This is a genomic window from Rhodococcus sp. Leaf278, from assembly GCF_001426085.1.
Classification (GTDB): Bacteria; Actinomycetota; Actinomycetes; order Mycobacteriales; family Mycobacteriaceae; genus Rhodococcoides.
Genome location: NZ_LMRR01000043.1, coordinates 1 through 23,687, shown reverse-complemented (window position 1 = coordinate 23,687; position 23,687 = coordinate 1). Strand labels below are relative to the sequence as shown.

Annotated in this window: 8 protein-coding genes; 3 read left to right on the top strand and 5 right to left on the bottom strand. The window is 63.8% G+C overall.

The features are described 5' to 3' along the window. Positions 1–4: 4 nt before the first annotated feature. From ASG84_RS23285 to ASG84_RS23275, 3 genes are all read right to left on the bottom strand, one after another. A complete protein-coding gene (locus ASG84_RS23285) occupies positions 5–1,642 on the bottom strand; it encodes a cation:proton antiporter family protein (protein ID WP_057479360.1) in 1,638 nt (545 codons plus the stop codon). 206 nt (positions 1,643–1,848) lie between these two features. Then, positions 1,849–2,304 (bottom strand): tellurite resistance TerB family protein, encoded by a 456-nt coding sequence (locus ASG84_RS23280; protein ID WP_027497122.1) that lies wholly within the window; start codon positions 2,302–2,304, stop codon positions 1,849–1,851. A 107-nt stretch (positions 2,305–2,411) separates the two neighbouring features. Next, a complete protein-coding gene (locus tag ASG84_RS23275) occupies positions 2,412–2,744 on the bottom strand; it encodes a hypothetical protein (RefSeq protein WP_057479359.1) in 333 nt (110 codons plus the stop codon). Between the two features lie 194 nt (positions 2,745–2,938). Between ASG84_RS23275 and ASG84_RS23270 the strand changes: the two genes are divergently transcribed. The 3 genes from ASG84_RS23270 (at position 2,939) to pabB (ending at position 6,020) form a co-directional block, all read left to right on the top strand. Beyond that, positions 2,939–3,277 (top strand): RNA polymerase-binding protein RbpA, encoded by a 339-nt coding sequence (locus ASG84_RS23270; RefSeq protein ID WP_027497120.1) that lies wholly within the window; start codon positions 2,939–2,941, stop codon positions 3,275–3,277. A 277-nt stretch (positions 3,278–3,554) separates the two neighbouring features. Further along, positions 3,555–3,950, top strand: coding sequence for a chorismate mutase family protein (locus tag ASG84_RS23265; RefSeq protein WP_235581804.1), 396 nt, complete (start codon positions 3,555–3,557; stop codon positions 3,948–3,950). A 9-nt stretch (positions 3,951–3,959) separates the two neighbouring features. Next, positions 3,960–6,020 (top strand): aminodeoxychorismate synthase component I, encoded by a 2,061-nt coding sequence (gene pabB, locus ASG84_RS23260; protein WP_057479358.1) that lies wholly within the window; start codon positions 3,960–3,962, stop codon positions 6,018–6,020. A gap of 66 nt (positions 6,021–6,086) precedes the next feature. On the opposite strand, the gene ASG84_RS23255 is transcribed toward pabB, so the two are convergent. Both ASG84_RS23255 and ASG84_RS23250 read right to left on the bottom strand, forming a co-directional pair. Then, positions 6,087–6,683 (bottom strand): hypothetical protein, encoded by a 597-nt coding sequence (locus ASG84_RS23255; protein WP_156399681.1) that lies wholly within the window; start codon positions 6,681–6,683, stop codon positions 6,087–6,089. 100 nt (positions 6,684–6,783) lie between these two features. Continuing rightward, positions 6,784–23,646 (bottom strand): non-ribosomal peptide synthetase, encoded by a 16,863-nt coding sequence (locus tag ASG84_RS23250; protein WP_156399680.1) that lies wholly within the window; start codon positions 23,644–23,646, stop codon positions 6,784–6,786. Between the last annotated feature and the right edge of the window lie 41 nt (positions 23,647–23,687).

Below are 23,687 nucleotides of genomic sequence, written 5' to 3'. Positions count from 1 at the left end.
CGGCTCATCCGGTGTTGTCCGGCATGCGGGGCTCGTCGGTCTCGGAGTCGATGTGATCACCGATGAATTCGGGAGTCGCGTTCCCGACTTGATCCGCCAGTTCCAAGCCTGCACCGGCGTAGACGTTGAATGCGATGTCCACACCGTGTTCCCTGGCCCATTGCACCTCGTCGTCGTAGCGCGCCACGGCAGCAACAGTGCCGCTGAATCCGGACTCTCGCAGACATGCCAGCGCCGTGACGTTGGCACCGTGACGCGGCATCGCCAGCACGGCGATACGCACAGACTGGGATCGTCGAAGCTGATTCCAGAAATCGAGATCCGTGGCATCACCTTCGATGACTCGGTACCCACGGTTGGCGAGCCGCTCGATCCGAGGGCCGTCGTAGTCGACTCCGACGACGCGGAGCCGATAGTGGTCGGTGAGGCGTTCATATGCGGCGAATCCCACCCGTCCCATGCCGATCACCACCACCTCTGCGTCACTGGCGTCACCCGGACGTTCTTCCGGATGCAGTTCGTGTTCGTTCTGCGCCGGCAGACGCGCCGCGATCTTCTCGACCATCAGATGGCCTCGACCGTTGACCAAAGACGACACCACGAAGCTCAGGGCGACGGCAATCGACATTTCCACCAGCCAGGACGGTGCGAGCAGGTCCGAGGCAACACCGACCGAGACGACGATCAGTCCGAACTCGGAATAGTTCATCAGGCTCAGCCCGGCCAATACGGACGTGCGGTACCGCAGTTTCAACATCGTGAACAGGCCCAGATAGAGCATGCTCTTGAGCGGTAAGAGCAGCACCATCAACAGGGCGATGCCGAGGCTGGGCAGGTCCGGCAGACCGGAGAGGCCGATGGACACGAAGAACCCCACCAGCAGCAACTCCTTGACGTGGAAAAGCGATCTCGACAACTCGGAGGACGCCGGATGAGAGGCCAGCAGAATCCCGATGATCAGCGCCCCGAGATCGCCTTTGAGTCCGAGCTCGGAGAACAGAACGTACCCGGGTACCAACGCCATCACGATGCCGAACAACGACTGCATCTCGCCGTGTCCCAAACCGCTCCAGATCCTGCGAAGGATTCGGGTGAGCGGCCACAGCAGCACCAAGCCCAGCGACCAGATCGACGGTAGCTTCCCACTGGTGAGCGTCAGAAAGACGACGGCAACGATGTCTTGCATCACCAGAATGCCGATTGCCACGCGGCCGTACAGCGCGTGCGACTCCCCCCGTTCCTCCAACACCTTGACCACGAAGACGGTGCTCGAGAACGACATCGCGAAGGCGAGCAGAGCAATCGTCGTCAGAGACTGCCCCGACAACATCGACATCCCGGCGACTGTGGCCAACCACAACACACCGGTCCCGACCGCCACGCTGACCACCATGTGCGCCGAGGTGGCCAACCACACCTCACGTCGAAACAGAATCCGCACGTCGAGCTTCAGACCGATAGCGAACAGCAGCAGTGTGACGCCCAGGTCGGCCACAAGCTCCAGTTGAGGCACATCGCCGACGTCGAGGGCGTTGATGACGAAGCCCGCCGCCAGGAAGCCGACCAGTGGAGGTAGACGGACAGCCATGGCGAGTCCGCCCAGGCCGAAAGCGATGACGAGGTAGATCGCGGCAACTGTCATGCACAGTCTCTCTGCTGATGGGTCGCAACCGGATCTCCAACGGATCGACGACATCGGCATATGCAGTCGGAGTGACCCCAGTATCCCGGCATTCCGGTTGATTCACAGCGCACGCTGTTCCGACGACAACGGCGATCGACGAAGGAGCTCCTTCGCCGATCGCCGTTGCTGCGATCGAATATTCGTCTTCTCTCGGTCGGAACGCCTCAGAGCTCGAACTCTGCCGGGTCGATTCCCACCGCAAAACAAGCATTGCGGACGGCAGCCTTCTCGTGATCGTCGAAATGGCCGTCTGCGCCGCCGATGATGATGCCGATCTGAATGACGGCCCTTGCCTGGTCGGGCTTGGACTTCAGCTTGCCGATAGTGGCAGTCGCTTCGACTTTCCCGAAATCGAAGTCACCCTGCAGCTTGTCGCAGTACCAGTCGAACTTCTGTCGAAGTTCGTCGGATTCGAAGACCCGCAAGGCCTCGTTGCCGGCGATCAGGGCGGCCGTCTTCTGACGCTCGGCAGGATCGATGGTGCCGTCGGCAGCTGCGATGAGCGCGCACATGGCCATGCTGCCGTTCGCGAATTCCTTGTTCTTGAACTGGCTCGTCTTGGTTTGCAGCTGCCCGTTCAGTTCCTGTGCCTTGGACTTGAGTTGATCCCAGAACGCCATGGAGCTCCTCTTCGTGTTCTTTCATCCGCGCAGATGCACGAACCCCGTCCATTGTCCACGGCGTCGGCAAACGAGTATGGAACCCCAGCTCGACAGGGTTGTCCTCCTCAGCGCAGCCGCTCAGCATCGCGCGCCTTGGTCAACAATTCGACGCACAAGCGGTGCAACTCCGCGGTGTTTGCACCTTCCGTCACCGCGGTGCTGACGTCCTCGGCGGCGCAGCGGACCTCGAACGCTCGATCGGCCGCCGCCGACGCCTCGTCGGCCGTCAAGATGATGGCATCGTCGGGAATCGAGGTTTCCTTCATCGCAGTGCGCTGCTCGTAGGCCCGCTGGCGACACGACTGACGGCAGTACCGTCGCTTGCGTCCTGTTCCTGAGTCGGCGACAGGGCGTCCGCACCACGTGCACGTCTGGTCACGGCGAGTTCTGACGGACATGGTCGCTCAGCCTACTGGGGCCGGAAGGTAAGATGCATTCACCAGCTGCGCCGATGGCATCGCACCGGGGCTCATGGGCCCGGGGAACGAACCGACGCGCGGCGACGTTGTAGATCAGTGGGTAGACGGTTGTAGCGCTGTGTCGACGGATGACACGGACTCGCGTACCTACTATCGATGGAGAGGACTTCACCATGGCAGATCGTGTACTTCGAGGTAGCCGACTCGGAGCCGTGAGCTACGAGACCGATCGTGATCACGACCTGGCACCTCGCCGCGTTGCACGCTACCGATGCGACAACGGTGAGGAGTTCGACGTCCCCTTCGCCGACGACGCAGAGATCCCCGGTACGTGGGCCTGCCGCAACGGCCTCGAAGGGTCGCTGATCGAGGGAACCGCGCCGGAGGCCAAGAAGGTCAAGCCGCCGCGTACGCATTGGGACATGCTGCTCGAGCGTCGCTCGGTGGACGAGCTGGAAGAACTCCTCAAAGAGCGTTTGGATTTGCTGAAGGTCAAGCGCCGCGGCGCATGAGGTTCGCCGCATGCACCGCCTGATTGGAAACAATCCGGCGGTGCAGTTTTTTTTATGCTATTCCGACTCGACGTACGTTTCGGTCGAGGAAAGTGTGTTTATCGTCGCGCTCTCGCGTGTTCCAATACTGTTGAGTGGCGGTGAAACCGCGCGAGGTGTCATGATCGAGCATCGATTGCCGCGCAGGTCGTCGATAGCCGATGTCTTCCGTAACAATGGTCGGTGCATTCCGATATGCACCACCACAGGAGTCGAAAAAAGCAGGGGGCAGTAACTCGTGAGCCAGGATTTTGATCAACGCTCCAACGATGCTCTGAGCGCAGCAGTCTCCGAGGCGACATTCGAAGGTCATCGCGCAACAGGCGAACAGAAGCTTGCCGAGCTGAGGCGTGAGTTGGACGGAATAGACGAAGTCCTGCGCGCCGCAATTCGAGACCGCATCGATGTGTGTGTCCGAGTTGCACACGTGAAGCGAGAACATGACATTCCCATGATGCAACCCGGCCGTGTCGGGTTGGTGACCGAACGTGCTCGAGACTTCGCATCCGCAAACGGCCTGTCCCCCGACTTCCTCGAAGAGCTGTACCGATCGATGATTGCCGAAGCATGTCGCGTCGAGGACTTGATCATCGATTCTCCGGTGGCCGGTTCAGGCCTCGAGAGTGAACGGTAGAGCAGTTCGATGACCATCAACACTCTTATCGTGGACAATTACGATTCGTTCACCTACAACCTGTACAGCCTTCTGGCCGAGGTCAACGGACGCCCTCCGACAGTGGTCAAGAACGACGTCGAGTGGTCGTCTCTGGACTTCGGTGCCTACGACAACGTGGTCATCTCCCCCGGCCCCGGACGCCCGGATCTCGAGCAGGACTTCGGTATCAGCAGTCGGGTGATCCGTGAATCGGGCCTTCCGATTCTCGGTGTGTGCCTCGGGCACCAGGGGTTGTGCCATCTGTTCGGTGGCAGAGTCGACCTCGCACCGACGCCGATGCACGGCAGAATCACCGATATCAGTCACACCGGTGTCGACCTGTTCGCCGGAATCCCGTCTCCCTACTCGGTGGTTCGCTACCACTCGCTGGTCGTGACACAGACGCCTGCGGACTTCGAGGAAGTCGCGTGGACACCCGACGGTCTGGTGATGGCAGTTCGGCATCGCAGCAAGCCGATGTGGGGTGTGCAATTCCATCCCGAATCCATCAGCACCGAGTACGGACGCGAGCTGCTCGCCAACTTCAGAGACCTGACGTTGGCGCAGTCCAGCGCATCGAGTGCCGAAGGTACCCAGCATTCGATGTTCACTATCGAAACCCGATCTCTCGACGAAGTTTTCGATCCCGAGCAGGTTTTCGCGACGCTCTACGCCAACGGTAAGAAAAGTTTCTGGCTGGACGGCAGCGCTGCGCTCGAGCCCGAATGCAGGTTCACCGTCATGGGCGACTGCTCGGGTCCACACGCGGAGTACATCACCTACTCTGTCGCCGAGACCACGGTGACCGTGCAGGGTGCCGACGGTACGACGGAGCTCGTTCACTCCACATTCTTCGACTACATCGACGATCGATTGCGTGAACGTGCCACTCCCCCTCGCCATGACCTTCCGTTTGCTTTCGGACTCGGCTACGTCGGATATCTCGGCTACGAGCTGAAGGCCGACACCGGCGGACAGTTGGTACACACGTCCGCCACCCCGGACGCCTCGATGGTCTTCGCCGATCGCGCGTTGGTCTTCGACCACGAGGCCGGCACCCTCTATCTGATGGGTCTGGCCACCACCCCCGGTGACCCCGTGTTGGCGCAGTGGTTCGACTCGGTGACAGCCACACTGCGTGGATTGTCCGGGCAATCCGCCGAGGCGGCCCGTTCCCACACGGGCTCGTCCGGCACACCTCTGCTCGGTGCAGAGCACTCACTCGAACCGCGACTGCGTCACGATCGCGCCCGTTACCTCGATTTGATTTCCCAGTGCCTCGCCGAAATCCGCTCCGGTGAAACCTACGAGGTCTGCCTGACGAATACCGCTACGGTGGCCGGCACCATCGACCCCGCGGCAACCTATTCGTACATGCGGGAAATCAACCCGACCCCGTACAGTGCCTTCTTGAATTTCCCCGAGGTCTCGGTCTTGAGCGCGTCCCCCGAACGTTTCCTACGTATCGACGCAGACCGCATCGTGGAATCCAAGCCGATCAAGGGAACTCGTCCGCGCGGAGCGACTTCCGAAGAGGACAACGCGCTCAAAGCCGACCTTGTCGCAAACGAGAAGGACAAGGCCGAGAACCTCATGATCGTCGATCTGGTCCGCAACGACCTGGCTCAGGTCTGCATCCCGGGTTCGGTGCACGTTCCGAAGTTGTTCGACGTCGAAACCTACGCTCCCGTACACCAATTGGTGTCGACGGTCCGTGGTCGCCTGCGCGACGATGCGTCGGCTGCCGACTGTATCCGCGCAGCGTTTCCGGGTGGATCCATGACCGGCGCCCCGAAAATCCGCACCATGGCGATCATCGACAAGCTCGAAGACGGTCCGCGCGGTGTGTATTCGGGTGCTATCGGCTACTTCTCGATCACCGGTACTGCGGACTTCTCGATCGTCATCCGCACGATTGTCGCCACCGAACACGAAGTAACCTACGGGGTAGGCGGTGCGATCGTCGCACTCTCCGATCCCGATGAGGAGTTCGAGGAAACGATGGTCAAGGCCGTGTCCATGCGCCGAGCGCTGACCGGCCGAACGTAAAACGGTGGGTAGGGCGCACGCGCCCTACCCACCGTTTCGTTCGCGTCTGTCGACGCTTGTCGCGCCTTACGGAGTGGTGAAGTACTCGAATACCGCGGGCTGGGCCTGCGGGTTGGCGTTGTTGATTCCGATTACCGTTCCGGCTACGGTTCCGATCACAGTTCCGATGATGCAACCGGAAATGAAGTTCGGGAAGATGGATACGCAGCCGATGGCGAAGCCGAGGCCCGCACCGATAGCTGTGCCGACGCCGCCGCCGTTGTTCCAGCCGATGGCCAGCTGGTTGACCATGTTGTCGAATGCCTGCTGCTTGGTCCGAGGACCCGCGACGTCGGCGACGGGGACAGTCTGCGGAGTCAAGGACAATTCGCGACCCTCGGCACCGATCAGGGGTGCGATCGAGTAGACCGTGCCGTTGATGGTGTATTCCAGCGGAACCGTTGCGAGTGTGGCACCGGACTGATCGATGATCGACACTGTCTCGCTCGTCGCATCGACCCGGAACAGGCCGGCGTCGAGGATGGTCTTGACGGTTCCATCCGGGTTGACCGACGTCTGGTAGTTCACCGTGTCCGACGACGGGTCTGCTACGGCCTGGCCCGCTCCGGTGGCTACTGCGGCGGTCAACGCCACCGCGACCGTAGCTGTTCTGATCAGTTTCACTTCTGTCCCCTGGTTGTAGTGACGAGCATTCGACCGCATTCGTATCGAACGCCGATGGTATTCGTACAGGTGCTCTCGATGTGAAGAACACGCCAAAACGTTATTCAGGTGTATTACCCAGATGAGAATCGACGATCGGCCCGATTACATCGGCCGCATCGGCATTTGTCATCTCGTTGTGGAAAACCTCGACATCGTGGATGACGATATCTCCTGTGACGTACGGTCGCCATTCCTGCGGTGACCGAACAATTCCGTCACTCGCACCCTTCGTTGCGGAAAAGAACAGAACATCTCCGTCGAAGACATCCGGAACGAACTCGGCCATGATTTTCGTCGAATTCTCGAACCCAGCGTTGATCCTTCGCAGATGATCGGCGGTCACGCCGGTCGTCTGACCCAAGGACTCGTCGAGCAGTTCTACACCCCGCTCGTAGGTCAACGGCTCGGCCGACGGCTGCGCCGACAGGTCGAGACCCAGTCCACCGAGCAGATTCTCGACGCTCAACGCGCCGTCGACGTTGTCCTCGTCGTGGCCGTCGACATAGCTGTCCAGCAGAGCGAGAGTGCGTACTTCGCTACCGGTGCTGCGCAATTCCACAGCGATCGCGTGAGCGAGCGAGCCGCCGAGCGACCAACCGAGCAGGTGGTACGGCCCGACCGGCTGGACAGTGCGGATCTCGTCGGCGTACCGGTGCGCGAGGTCGCGAATGGAACCGAACGTCGTACCTTCCACAATGCTCGGCAGCTGCAAGCCGTACACGGGGCGGTCGTCGGTCAGCTTTGCGACGATACCGGCATATCCCCACGAGAGCCCGATTCCCGGATGGACGCAGAACAGCGGTGCCTTCGACCCGGCTCCACGCAGCGGAATCATCACACCGAACACCGAATCCAGATCGGCACCCGCGGCATCGGCGTCGGACGCAACCCGTGCGGCCAGCCCGGCCGGTGTCGGGTCGACGAACAACGCTTGCAGCGGCACTCGTACTCCGATGGCATCTTCGATGGCAGGAACGATCTTCGTGGCCACCAGCGAGGTTCCGCCGAGCTCGAAGAAGTTGTCGTCCATACCGACTCGCTCGACTCCGAGAACCTGAGCAAAGGCATCGGCGATGGCCGCCTCCACGTCGGTACTCGGTGCCCTGTACGGCGTTGTCGAGACCGTCAGCTCCGGTATCGGCAGTGCGCGACGGTCGAGCTTGCCCACCGGGGTGAGCGGAATGTCGTCGAGTTCGATGATTGCCGACGGAACCATGTGACGCGGAAGCACTTTCGCGACTCGATCCCGAAGCGCTTCGGTGTCGACCGCCTCTCCGTCTGCCGCCAGGACATAGGACACGAGCACCGTGTCCCCGGACGCAGCGGTGTGTCCGATCGTGGCGGCAAATCCGACCTGTTCGTTCTCGGTGAGGGCGGAGTCGATCTCGCCGAGCTCGATACGGAAGCCGCGCACCTTGACCTGGAAGTCACTGCGTCCGACGAATTCGACCGCACCTGTGCTCCCCCAGCGTACGACGTCACCGGTCCGGTACATCCGTTCGCCCGGGGTGCCGAACGGGTCGGCTACGAACCGCTCGGCCGTGAGGCCGAACCGTCGCAAGTACCCACGTGCGGTGCCGGGGCCGGCGATGTACAGCTCTCCCGACACTCCCACCGGGACCGGGCGCAGGCGTGCGTCGAGCACCATGAACCGGAATCCGGTGCCCGGGCTGCCGACGTCCACCGTGCCGCCGGGGACCAACGGCCCACCGACGCTCGCCTGAATCGTGGTCTCGGTCGGACCGTAGCCGTTGAACATCGTGCGGCCGGGTGCCCACCTCGCCACCAGTTCCGGAGTGCAGGCCTCGCCGCCGACGGCAAGGACACGTACGGTGCCGAGCCGAGACTCGTCGATCGAGGACAACGCCGCCGGCGTCAGGAATGCGTGCGTGACGTGTTCGGACTCCAGCAGGTCGGCAAGTTCGCTGCCGCCGAACGTGCCGGGCGGCACGATCACGACCGTGGCACCGACGCCGAACGCCATCGTCAGCTCGTACACCGACGCGTCGAAACTCGGTGAGGCGATGTGAGATACCCGCGAGTCACGCGTGGGGCGGAATCGATCGATCACCTCGGCCTGCAGGTTGGTCAGGCCTCGATGCCGCACCGCGACGCCCTTGGGGCGACCCGTCGAACCCGAGGTGTAGATCAGGTACGCCGGATGGTCGAGGTGCAACGTCGCCGTGCGCTCCGAGTCGGTGACGGCGTCCACGGGATAACGAGACAGCTCCGAGGACGTTTCGGGATCGTCCAAGACGAGCCACGGCACGGTGTCGGGTAGCGAATCCCTGCTGTCGACATCGGTCAATCCCATTGCAGCGCGGGAATCTTCGAGCATGTGCGCGATGCGATCGGACGGGTAGCTCGGGTCGACCGGCAAGAACGCTGCGCCGGTCTTGGCAACCGCCCATACCGACAGAACCGATTCGATCGACCGAGGCAGTGCCAGGGCGACGAACGTCTCGGGCCCGACGCCGTAGTCGATGAGCATCCGAGCAATTCGGTTCGACCAGCTGTCGAGGTCGGCGTAGGACAGGCTCACACCCCGGTACGTGACCGCGACGGCATACGGGTCGAGGGCCACCGACGCGGCGAGCATCTCCGGCCATGTCCGCAGCGCGACGTCGGCGGGCCCGCGTGCCGGTGCCAGGGCCTGCTTCTCGTCGGCACCGAGAATGTCGATGTCACCCACCGCTGTGAGTAGGTTGCTTCCGACGGCGTCGAGTACGCGAACCAGTCGCGCTGCGATGGCGTCGACGGTGGCCGCATCGAACAACGAGGTGGCGTAATCGAACGCTGCCTCGAAGCCGGCCGGTCGCCCGTCGTCCCCGAAATTCTCGGACACCAGGAGTTGCAGGTCCTGTTTGGCCACGGGTACGTCGAAGTCGAAGCCTTCCACCCGCAGCTCGGGGAGCTCGAGTGACGCCTTCTCGTTGTTCTGGAACGACAATGCCACCTGTGACAGCGGTGCGTACGCCGTCGACCGCGTGGGGTTGAGTACCTCCACGATGCGCTCGAAGGGCATCTCGGTGTGATCGAAGGCATCGAGATCCTGTGTCTTCACCTGCATGAGCAGGTCGACGAACGGGGTGGCGTCGACAACCCGGCTGCGCAACACCAACGTGTTGACGAACATACCGACGAGGTCGTCCAGTCCTGCGTCACCGCGTCCTGCCACCGGAGTGGTGATCGCGATGTCATCGGTGCCGCTCAGTCGTGCCAGCACCACGGCGAACGCGGCGTGCAACACCATGAACATACTGACGTTCTGTTCGCGGGTCATCTCGACGAGTGCCCGATGTATCTCGGCGTCGATGGTGAATCGCACCCGGCCACCCCGGAAATCCTGAGTGGTGGGCCGAGGGCGATCGGTGGGCAGAGGCAGCAGATCCGGCAGGCCTGCGAGCGCTGTGGTCCAGTACTTCAGCTGGGCCGCGGCCACGCTCGACTCGTCCTTCTCGTCGCCGAGCAGCGAACGCTGCCAGAGCGTGTAATCGGCGTACTGCACCGGTAGCGGCCGCCAATCCGGTGCGCGTCCCGCACTGCGAGCCGAGTACGCGAGTACGACGTCCCGTGCCAGCGGTGCCATCGATGCGCCGTCGGCTGCAATGTGGTGCACCACCATGGCGAGAACGAAGACCTGATCTTCCGCCGCCGCGCCGGTCGTGTCGAGCACCTGGAACAGCTCGACATGCACCGGGATCTCGGTGGTGACGTCGAACCCGCGACCCGCCAACAGAGCCACGCGATCGGTCAGTACCCCGGCATCGATTCGTTCGGGTTCGACCGTCGGTGCGACATCGCCGGCCGGATGCACCAGCTGCACCGGGAACTGCGGACCCTCGGGGAAGGTCGTACGCAGCGACTCGTGGCGTTCGAGAACGTCGACGACCGCGGCTGCCAGTGCTGCGGTGTCCAGCTGTCCGGTGAGCTTGACGACCAACGGCACGTTGTATGCCGCCGAGGAGGTGTCGAACCGGTTGATGAACCACATACGTTGCTGAGCGAGCGAGAGCGGGATGTGCTCGGGCCGCGGAGCCGCAACGAGGGCCGGCCGCTGTGTCCGGGTGTCTGCGGTACCGACCGCTTTCGCCAGACCCGACACCGTCGGCGTTTCGAAGATCGTGCGAACGCCGATGGCAGTACCGAATTCTGCGTTGACGCGCGCGATCACACGAGTAGCGCTGAGCGAGTCGCCCCCCAGCTCGAAGAAGCTGTCATCGGCACCGACTCGGTCGACGTCGAGGATCTCGGAGAACACCGCCGAGACGGTGAGCTCGGCAGGGGTGGTCGGCTCGCGGTACGACGTGGCTGCGCCGAACTCCGGGATCGGCAGTGCAGCGCGATCGAGCTTGCCCACGGGGGTGAGCGGAATGGTCTCGAGCACGACGATGGCGCTCGGAACCATATGGGACGGCAGCGCAGCGGCCAGATGGTCGCGCAAGACAACGGTATCGAAGGTGTCGACATCCACCCCTGTCAGACGGACGTAGGCAACGAGAACCGTCGCCCCCGACGGTCCCGGAATGCCGAAGGTCGCCGCGAAATCCACCGCGGGATGCGCAGAGAGCGCAGCGTCGATTTCGCCTAGTTCGATGCGGAATCCACGAACCTTGACCTGGGAGTCGCTCCGACCGACGTACTCGACGGTCAGATGGGGTGTCCACCGCACCACGTCACCGGTGCGATACATCCTGGAACCGGGCGCACCGAACGGATCGGCGACGAATCGCTCGGCCGTGAGGCCCATTCGATCGTGGTAGCCGCGGGCCAGACCGACACCGGCGAGGTACAGCTCCCCTGCGACGCCGACGGGTACGGGCTGTAGACGTGAATCCAGGACGACCTCGTGCACACCGCGCACCGGCCCGCCGATCGACACCGGTTCGCCGGCGACCATCGGTGTACTGATGTTGGACATGATCGTGGCTTCGGTGGGTCCGTAACCGTTGTACAGGTTGCGCCCCGGCGCCCACTTGCCGACCAACTCGGCCGGGACGGCTTCGCCGCCTACGACGACGTCGGCGAACGTGTCGAGACCGGTCGGGTCGACCGATGCGAGCGCAGACGGAGTGATGAATCCGTGAGTCACTGCCTCCGATGCCAACAACGACGCGAGCTCCTCGCCGCCGTACACCGTCGGCGGCACGATCACCATCGTTGCTCCGACGCCGAATGCAAGCAGGTATTCGAGCACGGAGGCATCGAAGCTCGGAGACGAAACATGCAGTGTGCGTGATTCTTTCGAGACGTCGTAGCGCTCGCGCTGCTCGGTCGCGAAGTTGTCGAGGCCGGAGTGGGTGACCACGACGCCCTTCGGAACGCCCGTCGAGCCCGAGGTGTAGATCGTGTACGCGGCACTGTCGAGAGTGACACGACCGTGCCGTTCGCTGTCGGCTATCGGCTCGTCGCTCATGCCGTTCGGGCCGTCCGTGGCGAGATCGTCCAAGATGATCCACGGCACGGTCGAGGGCAGGTCGTCGAGATGGGCGCGGGTGGTGACACCGAAACTCGCGCCGGAATCCGCCAGCATGTGCTCGATGCGATCGGCCGGGTAGTTCGGGTCGACCGGAACGAATGCGGCACCGGACTTGGCGACCGCCCACACAGTCAGAACGGACTCGATGGACCGTCCGATACCGAGCGCGACGAACGTCTCGGTCTGCACGCCGTGGCTCAGCAGAATTCGAGCTAGTCTGTTCGACCGTCGGTCCAGTTCCCGATACGTCAGCTCACCGTCCACGCTGCGCAACGCGACGGCGTCCGGGTCGATGGCTGCGGCGTCGGAGAAGATCTCCGGCAACAAACGCTCGGAGCGGCCTTCGATTCCGAATACCGGTGCAAGGGAGGCGAATTCGGCCTGATCGAGCAGGCCGAGTCGGGCCAGAGGCTGCTGTTCGTCTGCCAGCACCGCGTCGAGTACCCGCTCGACTCGATCGACGATCGCGTCGACGTCCTCGACGTCGAACAGTTCGGGCAGGTACTTCGCCTTCAGATTCAGGCGCTCGTCGACGGACGAGACCAGAGTCAGTGGGTAGTGCGCGGCGTCGGTTCCCAGAATGTCGGTTACCTGCATACCCGCGAAATCCGTTGCGGCAGAGGCTCCTGCGCGATCGACCGGGTACGACTCGAACACCGTCAGCGTGTCGAACGCTACCCCGGCACCCGCGGCACGCTGGATGTCGGTCAGCCCGAGGTAGTGGTGGTCCAGCAACGACGCCTGCTCCGACTGAACACGATCGACCAGTGCGCCCAGCGGCTCTTTCGGATCGAGCGTGACGCGAACAGGCAGCGTGTTGATGAACAGCCCGATCATGCCTTCGATGCCTGGGACCTCAGGTGGACGTCCCGACACGGTGGCACCGAACACGACGTCGTCTCGACCGGTCAGTGTCGCGAGCACGATGCCCCACGCGGTCTGCACCAGCGTGTTGAGAGTCGAGCCGCGGCGTGCTGCGAAATCGCGTAGCGCAGCGGTGGTCTCGATCGACAACGAGCGCTCGGATTCACGTGAGACCGTCGACAGTTGCCGACCTCGATCGCCGGTGACCAGAAGAGTCGGTTCCTCGACGCCTGCCATCGCACTGACCCACTGCGCGGTGGAGATCGAAACGTCGCGTTGCCGCATCCAGGTCAGGTAATCCCGGTACGCGGGCACCCTCGGCAGCATCGAGTCGTCGGACTCGGTGACGTACAGCGTGATGAGCTCCTTGACGACCAGCGGCGTCGACCACCCGTCCAGCAGAATGTGGTGGTTGGTCAGCAGCAGTCGCCAGTGATCGTCGGCGAGGGTGATGAGCGTGAAACGAAGGAGCGGCGCAGAGTCCATCTCGAACCGAACGCCGCGATCGGCTTCGAGAACTGCCTCCAGCGCAGCCTCGACATCGGCTTCGCCGCGCAGATCGATCTCGGCCCACGGAACCGTGACCGAACTCTGCACGATCTGCAGCGATTCGCCCGAGCTGTTGTGGACGAACGCTGCCCGCAGGTTCGGATGGCGCGAGACGAGCTTGTCGACTGCGGCATGCATCCGGACGGAATCGACGGTGCCACGCAGCTCGAGACCGAGTTGCACCATGTAGGCGTCGACACCGGCAGTGTCGCTGCCGACCTCGCCCGCGAGGCGCGCGTGGAAGAGCAAACCGGCTTGTAGCGGCGACATCGACCACACGTCGTCCAGGTCCGGGAATCTGTTCTCCAGTACCTCGATGGATTTCTGATCTATGTCGACCAGCTCGAGATCGGACGGAGTGAGACCGCCCGCACCGTCGGCCGAGGCGTGCTCGGTGATCGAGGTGAGTGCCTGCGTCCAGAGCTCGATCAAACGATCGACCTCGTCGGCATCGAGGATTCCGGCCGGGAACGCGAACGTGGCGTCCAGCTGCGGGCCGTCGGGTGTCGACGTGGTGACGGCATTGATGTCCAGCGCAGCAGGTACGGGCATGTCCGGGTTCTGTGCGTCACCCAGTTCTGCGTCGGCGACGGGAATCCAGCCCACGTCTTCCATGCCTTCGGATGAACCGGTCGAGAAGCGTCCGAGGTAGTTGAAGCTGACCTGCGGAGCGGCGTAACCGGACAGAGCTTCGGCTCCCGCGGAATCGAGGTAGCGCAGCATGCCGTAGCCGATGCCGTGATCGGGGATCTCCAGCAGCTGCTCCTTGACAGCCTTGATCAGTGCACCGGCGGAGTCTCCACCGGCCAACGCGTCGGTGATGTCGACGGAGCCGAGGTCGAGGCGCACCGGGAAGATCGTGGTGAACCAGCCGACGGTCCTGCCGAGATCCGCGCCGGGCACCACGGCATCCTCACGTCCGTGGCCCTCGAGTGTGATCAAGGCGCTACGAACGGCGTCTCCGCGTTCACGGCGCCATGCGGTCAGCGCCAGAGCCAATCCCGCCAACAGACCGTCGTTGACGCTGCCCCGGAAGACATTCGGCACAGTGGTGAGCAGTCGCTCAGTGACCTCGACGGGTAGCGAGGTACGGATACGCTGCACGGTCGCGTCGACGTCCACTCGCTTGTCCAGCGATCGCGAGCCGATGGTCGGGTCTTCGCCGTCGAGGATGCGTTGCCACAGCCCGAGTTCCCCGGCGCGGCTCGCAGTGACCTCGGCCAAACCGGTCGACCAGCGGCGCATCGATGTGCCGACAGCGGCCAGTTCGGGCTCGTTGCCTGCGACGATTTGGCTCCATGCGGTCGCCAGGTCCGGAACGATGATTCGCCACGACACGCCGTCGATGACGAGGTGATGTGCGACGACGAGAAGGCGACCGGATCCGCCTGGACCCTGGAACCACACCATCTGCACCATGACGCCGTCGGCTGGGACGAGTCGATCTGCTGCGGCATCGAGTTCCGCCGCAGCGCGGGTGGAGAACTCGGAGCCGTCGATCGAGTTCACCGGCACTGCGTGCACGACCGATGCGGCCGACACCGAGCCGATCGGAGATACTTCCTCGCGCCAGGTGCCGTCGGAGTCCTGGAACAGACGCGACCGCAACATGTCGTGACGATCGAGCACGGCTTGAACGGTGCGTTCGAGAGTGTCGCTGTCGATACCGACCGGGAGCTGGAGCAGCGCCGTTTGGGTGTACCGACCGAAGTCGGTGCTACGGTCCAACATCCACCGGACGACCGGAGTCAGCGGTAGCGGACCGACTCCCCCGCCGTCGAGTTCCTCGAGTACGACGGCATCGCCTCCGAGAACGACCACCTCGGCCAGTGCGGCCACGGTCTTGCGCTCGAAGATGTCACGGGGAGCCAGTACCAGGCCGGCCGCCTTGGCGCGCGAGACCAGCTGGATGGACATGATGCTGTCGCCGCCGAGTGCGAAGAACGAATCGTCGACGCCAACGGCGTCGAGACCGAGCACATCCGCGAACAAGCCGGCGAGAATGGACTCGACTTCTGTTGCCGGCAAACGACTTTCGGTGACATTGGCCGAGAAGTCCGGAGCCGGCAAGGCGCGGCGATCGAGCTTGCCGTTGGCGGTGAGGGGCAACTCGTCCAGCACGATCAGTGCGGCAGGCACCATGTAGGACGTCAATGTGGTGCCCACGAAATCGAGGACCGCGGCGTGGTCGAGGGTTCGACCCGACTCGGCAACGACGTAGCCGATCAGACGATCACCGAAGCCGTCGTCGCGTACCGAGACCACCGAAGCCGCGACGCCGTCGAACGCGAGCAGCGCGCTCTCGATCTCGCCGAGCTCGATGCGGAACCCGTGCAACTGGACCTGCATGTCGCTGCGGCCCATGTATTCGAGCGCCCCGTCGCGGTTCCACCTCGCCGTGTCACCGGTGCGGTACATCCTCGAGCCGGCGATGCCCGACGGGTGTGCAACGAAACGAGTGGCCGACAGGTCCGCCCGTCCGAGGTAGCCACGTGAGAGCTGTGCCCCGGAGACGTACATTTCGCCGGTCACGCCAGGTGGCACGGGGTTCAGGCGCGCGTCGAGAACGGCAACGTTCAGTGCCGGGATCGCCTGACCGATGACGCTGGCGGAGGCCGACGCGGCGAACTCCTCGGTCAGGGCCAGGTGGCTCACGTGGACCGTCGTCTCGGTGATGCCGTACATGTTCACCAGGGTCGGCGCGGACTCGTCGTGCCGGGTATACCAACGGCCCAGCTGTCCGAGATCGAGTGCTTCACCGCCGAAGATCACGTAACGCAGTGACAGTTCTGCGGAGTCGTCGGCGGTTCCCACCGCCGCGGTGGCAACCCTGTCGGCTTCCGCGAACTGGTAGAACGCCGTCGGTGTCTGGTTGAGCACCGTGACCTTCTCGCGCACCAGCAACTCGCGGAACAGTTCCGGCGAGCGTGCCGTGTAGTAATCGACGACGACGAGGGTTCCGCCGTGCAGCAACGGGCCCCACAGTTCCCACACCGAGAAGTCGAACGCGTACGAGTGGAACATCGTCCAGACATCGCGGCTGTCGAAATCGAACAGGTCCGCAGTGTTCGCGAACAGTGTTGCCACGTTGCGGTGCGCGATCTGGACGCCCTTGGGACGGCCGGTACTGCCCGAGGTGTAGATGACGTAAGCGATCGAATCTGCACTGGTCGTGCCCGAGCGGTCCGCATCCGTCAGCGGAGTGCCGGAGACACCGTTCAGCTCGTCGATCAGTTCGGGCGAATCGACCAGGAGAACCTCGAGATCGGAGGCCGGAACCGAGGCACTGTCGGCAACGGTGGAGATGACGCAGACGGGCGAGGCGTCCTCGAGCATGAACGCGAGTCGGTCCGCGGGGTAGGAGACGTCGATCGGCAGATATCCGCCGCCGGACTTGATGACAGCGAGCAGCGCCACGATCAGCTGCTCGTCACGTGGCATGGCGACCGCAACGAGTGATTCGGACGTCACGCCGCGACTGACGAGAACCCGGGCCAAGCGACTCGAACGTTCGTCCAGTTCGGCGTAGGTCATCGATCGATCACCGAAGACGACGGCACGCGAATCCGGGAATCGTGCTGCAGCAGCGGCGAATCGGTCGGACAAGGTCGAGTCGTCTGCCTCGAGACCCGCATGGTTCCACTCGTGCGTCATCGCACCGAGCTCGCCGGGAAGCAGCAGATCGATGTCGCCGACAGCACTGTCGGGATCGGCAGTGACTGCGTCGAGGACAGCGCCGAAGCGTGCCGAGAACTCCTGGACGGACGATTCCTCGAACACGTCGACCGCGTACGTGATCGCCGCAGTCATGCCGGACGGTGCACCGGTCTCGTCGAACTTCTCCGCAACGGTCAGCTGTAGATCGAACTTCGCCACGTGTGCGTCGATGTCCACGGCCTGGACGGTCAGGTCCGGCAACTCGAGCGCCGCCGAGGTGTTGTTCTGGAATTCGAGCAGTACCTGGAACAGTGGCGAATGGTCGGTCGAACGGGTCGGGTCGAGTACGTCGACCAACCGCTCGAACGGGACGTCGGTGTTGTCGAACGCCGCCAGATCGGCTGTGCGCGTAGCACGGAGCAGATCGACGAACGAGAGCTGCGGTGCCACCTCGGTACGGAGAACGAGCGTACCCACGAACATGCCGACCAGATCGTCGAGCGCGGCGTCGCCGCGGCCGGCGATGGGGGTACCGACCGCGATGTCCTCGGTGCCGCTCAGTCGTGCCATCAGGACCGACCATGCAGCGTGCACGGCCATGAAGACGGTTGCCTCGTTGGCGCGCGCGATGTCGACCAGCTTGGCGTGGGTGTCGGGCTCGATCTCGAATCGAACACTGTTGCCACGCAACGACTGACGAGCCGGGCGCGGGCGATCCAACGGCAGCGGGAGGACCTCGGGCAGATCCGCCAGGGCGGTCTTCCAGAAGTCGAGCTGCTGTGCGGCCAAGGACGACGGATCGGACTCGTCACCGAGAACATCACGCTGCCAGATCGCGAAGTCGGCGTACTGAACCTCGAGCGGTGTCCACATCGGAGCCGTCTCGGCGACACGGGATCCGTAGGCCACCATCACGTCTCGCGCCAGCGGTGCCATGGACGCTCCGTCCGCGGCAATGTGATGCACGACGATCGAGAGTACGAACTCATCGGGTGCCACACGGTACAGAACCGCGCGGAACGGCAGCTCGGTCGAGACGTCGAACCCCTGTGCCGCGGCAGCCGACACGGCCGCCACGATCGCATCGGCTTCGAGATCGACGACGTCGAGCTCCCTCGACGCAGTCTGTGCATCGAGAATCTTCTGCTCGGGTCGCTCTCCCTGGGTGGGGAACACCGTTCGCAGCGACTCGTGTCGTTCCAGAACATCGTTGACGGCTGCACTCATCGCGGCAATGTCGAGGCGACCGGTCAGGCGTACCGCGAGCGGGATGTTGTACGCCGCCGACGTCACGTCGAACTGGTTGATGAACCACATTCGCTGCTGAGCGAGGGACAACGGAATCGAACTCGGCCGCGGCTTCGCCACCAGTGCTGGGCGGCGAACCGTCCCTTGCGGATTGCTGTCCACACGCTCTGCGAGCGATTCGACCGTGGGGGCCTCGAACAGGGCGCGCACACTGATCGCAGCGTCGAGGGCAGTGTTGACCCGTGCAGTGAGTCGGGTAGCGCTGAGGGAGTCGCCGCCCAGATCGAAGAAGCTCGAGTCGATGCCGACAGCGTCGATTCCGAGCACCTCACCGAAGATCTCGGCGATGATCCGTTCCGTCTCGGTACGCGGGGCACGTGAATCACTTCCGAGATGGAGGTCGGGCGCAGGCAGTGCCTTTCGATCCAGCTTGCCGGCCGGGGTCAACGGAATCGACTCCAGCTCGACGAAAGCCGTCGGGATCATGTGTGTGGGAAGTGAACTCGACACATGGGTGCGCAAGGATGCGGTGTCGATCTGTCGACCCGGCCGCGGGAGAACGTAGGCGACCAGAATCGTGTTTCCCGCGGGACCGTCGACTCCCACCGTGGTGGCGAATTCGACCGTCGGATCGTCGGTGAGTACTGCGTCGATCTCGCCCAGTTCGATGCGGAAGCCGCGCACCTTCACCTGGAAATCGCTGCGCCCGACGTATTCGAGCGTTCCGGATTCGGTCCACCGCACGACATCTCCGGTGCGGTACATTCGCGCGCCCGGCTCGGCGAAGGGGTTTGCGACGAATCGGTCTGCGGTCAAACCGAATCGGGAATGGTAGCCCCGAGCCAGCGCGGGTCCGGCAAGATACAGCTCTCCCGCAACTCCGACCGGAACTGGGTGCAACCGTGCGTCGAGAACGACCTCGCTGAAACCGATTGTCGGCGAACCGATGTCGATCGGGGAATCTACGTTCAGCGAATCGCTGATCGACGAGAAGATCGTCGCTTCGGTGGGTCCGTACGCATTGAACATCAGACGACCCGGTGCCCAGCGAGCCACCAGCTCGGGCGGACAGACGTCTCCACCGGTGGCGACGACGCGCAGCTCGGTGAGGCCTTCGGGGTCCACCGACGCCAGTGCGGCAGGCGTGACGAACGCGTGAGTCACGTTCTGCTCGGCGAGCAGTGCTGCCAGCTCGGTGCCACCGTAGACCGAGGTCGGTGCGATGACCATCGTCGCGGCACCGGAGAACACCATGACCAGTTCGAGGATGGAGGCATCGAAGCTCGGCGAAGCGAAAGCCAGAACTCGGGCATCGGGAGATACCTCGAAACGGCTTCGCTCTTCCTCTGCCAGGTTTGCAAGACCGCGATGGGTGACCGTGACGCCCTTGGGGACACCGGTCGAGCCCGACGTGTAGATCAGATAGGCAACCTGATCGACATGCATCGGACGCGTTCGATCGTCGTCGCGAACGGGGGTGGTCGGGAGATGTTCTAGCTCGGCGCGTGTCTCGTCCTGATCGAGGACGGTCCACCGGGCCGACCCGAGACCGTCGACCGCAGACACGTGGGTGGCGAGTGTGAGACCGATCGAGGCCTCCGAGTCGACCAACATGTGCTCTACGCGATCGCGGGGGTAGCTCGGATCGATCGGCAGGAATGCCGCGCCCGTCTTGGCGACAGCCCAGATGGCGAGGACCGAATCGACGGAGCGAGGTAGAGCAAGTGCGACAACGGTTTCCGGTCCGGCACCGCGGGCGATGAGCGCACGGGCAAGAGCGGACGACCGTGAGTCGAGCTCGTCGTAGCCGAGGCTGCCGCTCTCACTCCACAGTGCGAGGCCGTCGGTGTTCGTCGCCGCAGCATCGGTGAGGATCTCGGGGAGCAGACGAACACTCGACGACGCCGGGCCGTGAACCGGGGCCAATCGGCCCAGCTCGTCCTCGGACAACAGTGACAGCGATCCGATCCGCCGATCGGTATCGGCAGCAATGGCCTCCAATACCCGGACGATCCTGTCGATCGTTGCTCGAACGACGCTGTCCTCGAAGAGCTCGGGCAGATATTTGGCTTCGATGTGCAGGCGGTCGTCGACCATGGCGACCAGGGTCAGTGGATACTGCGCCGTGTCGCTGCCGTCGTGAACGTCGTGAACGTGCATGCCGGCGAGGTCGGTCTCGGCCGACAGTCCTGCGCGGTCCATCGGGTAGGACTCGAACACCGTCAGGGTGTCGAAGGCGACGGCCGGCCCCACGGCCCGCTGGATGTCGGTGAGTCCGAGGTAGTGGTGATCGAGCAGAGCAGCCTGCTCGGCCTGCACCCGATCGAGGTATTCACCGAGTGTCTCGGACGGATCGAGCACGATTCTGACCGGCAGGGTGTTGATGAACAAGCCGACCATCGACTCGATGTCGGAGACCTCGGGCGGTCGTCCGGACACGGTCGCGCCGAACACCACATCGGACCGTCCGGTCAAGGTGCCGAGGACCATGGCCCACGACGCCTGCACCATGGAGTTCATCGTCACGCCGCGTGCTCGGGCGACGGCCCGCAGACGGTCGGTCTGCGCCGTGTCCAGCGAGATCAGTGCGCGGCCGGCCAGAGTCGATTCCTGGCGACGACTTTCGACCGGCGTCAGCAGTGTGGGTTCGGACAGCCCTGCGAGCGCATCGGTCCACGCCGCAGTTGCTGCCGAACGGTCACGTCTGGCGAGCCACGACAGGTAGTCGCGGTAGGCAGGCACGCGAGGCAGAACGGTCTCGTCGCCGTCCACCACGTACAGAGTCAAGAGGTCTTTGAGCAGCAGCGGAGTCGACCAGCCGTCGAGCAGAATGTGATGGTTGGTCATCACCAGACGCCACTCGCCCGGAGCCATCGTGATCAGCATGAAGCGCAGTAACGGAGCTTGAGCCATGTTGAAACGGGTGGCTCGGTCCTCGTGTTCGATGCGCTCGAGCTCGGCTGCCCGGTCGTCGACGTCCAGACCGGTGAGGTCGATCGACGACCACGGTACGTCGACATCGTGATGCACGATCTGGATGGACTCGCCGTCCGTGTTGTGTACGAAGGCGGTTCGCAGGTTGGCGTGTCGACGCAGCAGCGCCTGAGCGGACCGTCGGAAGCGCGCCTCGTCGACGTCCCCGCGCAGTTCCAGCACGAGTTGGACGATGTAGGCATCGACGGACTGATCCGACAGCTCGGCGTGGAACAGCAGACCGGCCTGCAGCGGCGTCATCGACCAGATGTCGTCCAGCGTCGGGTAGACGCGTTCGAGGTCGTCGATGGAGCTCTGGTCGAGCCGAACGAGATCGAGATCCGACGGCGTGAAACCGCCTGCACCGGGACGCTGCGCCAGCTTGGTCAGCGCGGTGAGCGCCTGACGCCACAGTTCGACCAGCTCTGCGACCTCGGCCGCGTCGAGCACGCCGATGGGGAACGCGAACGACGCTTCCAGTCGCGGGCCGGTCGGTGTCGCCGTGGTGACGGCGTTGATGTCGAGCACAGCGGCGACGGGGAGATCCTCGTCCTGCGAATCGCCGACACCGGAATCGTCGACCGGCAACCAACCGTGCCCGCGAAGCTCGTCCGGAATGTCGGTGCTGTAACGCCCGAGGTAATTGAAACTGATCTGTGGAGCCGGGAAGTCGCGAAGAGCAGCGGCACCCGTCTCGTCCAGGTAACGCAGCATGCCGTAGCCGATACCGTGATCCGGGACGGCCAGCAACTGCTCCTTGACCGACTTGATCAGGCGCGCTGCATCGGCACCGCCGGCGAGAGCGTCGTCCAGATCGATACCGTCGAGGGTCAATCTGAGTGGGTAGATGGTGGTGAACCAGCCGATGGTGCGGCCGAGATCAGCGCCGGGTACGACGTGGTCCTCACGGCCGTGACCCTCGAGGGAGATGAGAGCGTCGTCGACGACCACGCCGCGACCTCGTCGCCACACGGCGGTGGCGAGGGCGAGAGCGGCGAGTAGACCGTCGTTGACACTGCCGTGGAACGCATCGGGCAGAGCAGTCAGCAGACCCTCGGTGACGTCGGTCGGCAGGGTCAGCTCGATCTTGTCCACGGTCCGGTACACGTCGATCTCGCGATCGAGCGCGCGAGATCCGATGAGCGGATCAGGTTGCGCCACAACAGATCGCCAGATCTCGAGCTCGTCGGCGCGGGTTGCGGTGACCTCACGCAATCCGTGAGACCAACGGCGCATCGAGGTGCCGACCGGTGCTAGTTCCGGAGTGCTTCCGCCGATGATCTGCGCCCATGCCGACGCGAGATCCGGTACCAGAATTCGCCAGGAGACACCGTCGATCACCAGGTGATGAGCGACGACGAGCAGACGGCTTCCCTCGGTTCCTGCGTCGAACCACACCATCTGGATCATGACGCCGGAATCAGGTGCCAAGCGGGCCACAGCAGCCGCTGCCTCCGTCTTGGCCTGCTCCGAGAACTGCGGTCCGTGAACTGTGGACGACGAGACTCGGTGGACTACCGACTGCGCCGACACCGATCCGACGGGCAGAACCTCCATCGCGGGGTGTTCACCGCGATGCAGCACGCCTCGAAGCATGTCGTGGTGATCGAGAACCGTCTGAACCGTGGCTCGAAGGACGTCGAGTTCGATGTCCGCCGGAAGCGTCAGCACAGCGGTCTGAGTGTGCTTGTCGAGCACTGCCGTGCGATCGAGCATCCATGCCACGATCGGGGTCAGCGGTACGTCTCCGACGCCGCCTCCCGGCAATTCCTCCAGCACCAGTGGAGCAGTCCCGTCACCGGCTGCGACTACCTCCGCCAATGCGGCAACTGTCTTGTGCTCGAACACATCTCGTGGCGAGAGGGCGAGCCCGGCAGCCTTGGCGCGCGAGACCAACTGAATGGACATGATGCTGTCGCCGCCGAGCGCGAAGAACGAATCGTCGACGCCTACATGGTCCAACCGCAGGACCTCGGCGAACAATCCGGACAGTGTTTTCTCGACCGCATTGTCGGCATCGCGGCCGCCTGTGGTGACCTGAGCGGACCAGTCGGGTTCGGGTAGTGCGTTTCGGTCGAGTTTGCCTGCCGGAGTCAACGGAATCGACTCGAGCATCACCAACGCCGACGGCACCATATGCGCCGGCAACACCGACCCCACATGCTCGCGACATCGAACTCATCGTCCTCGAC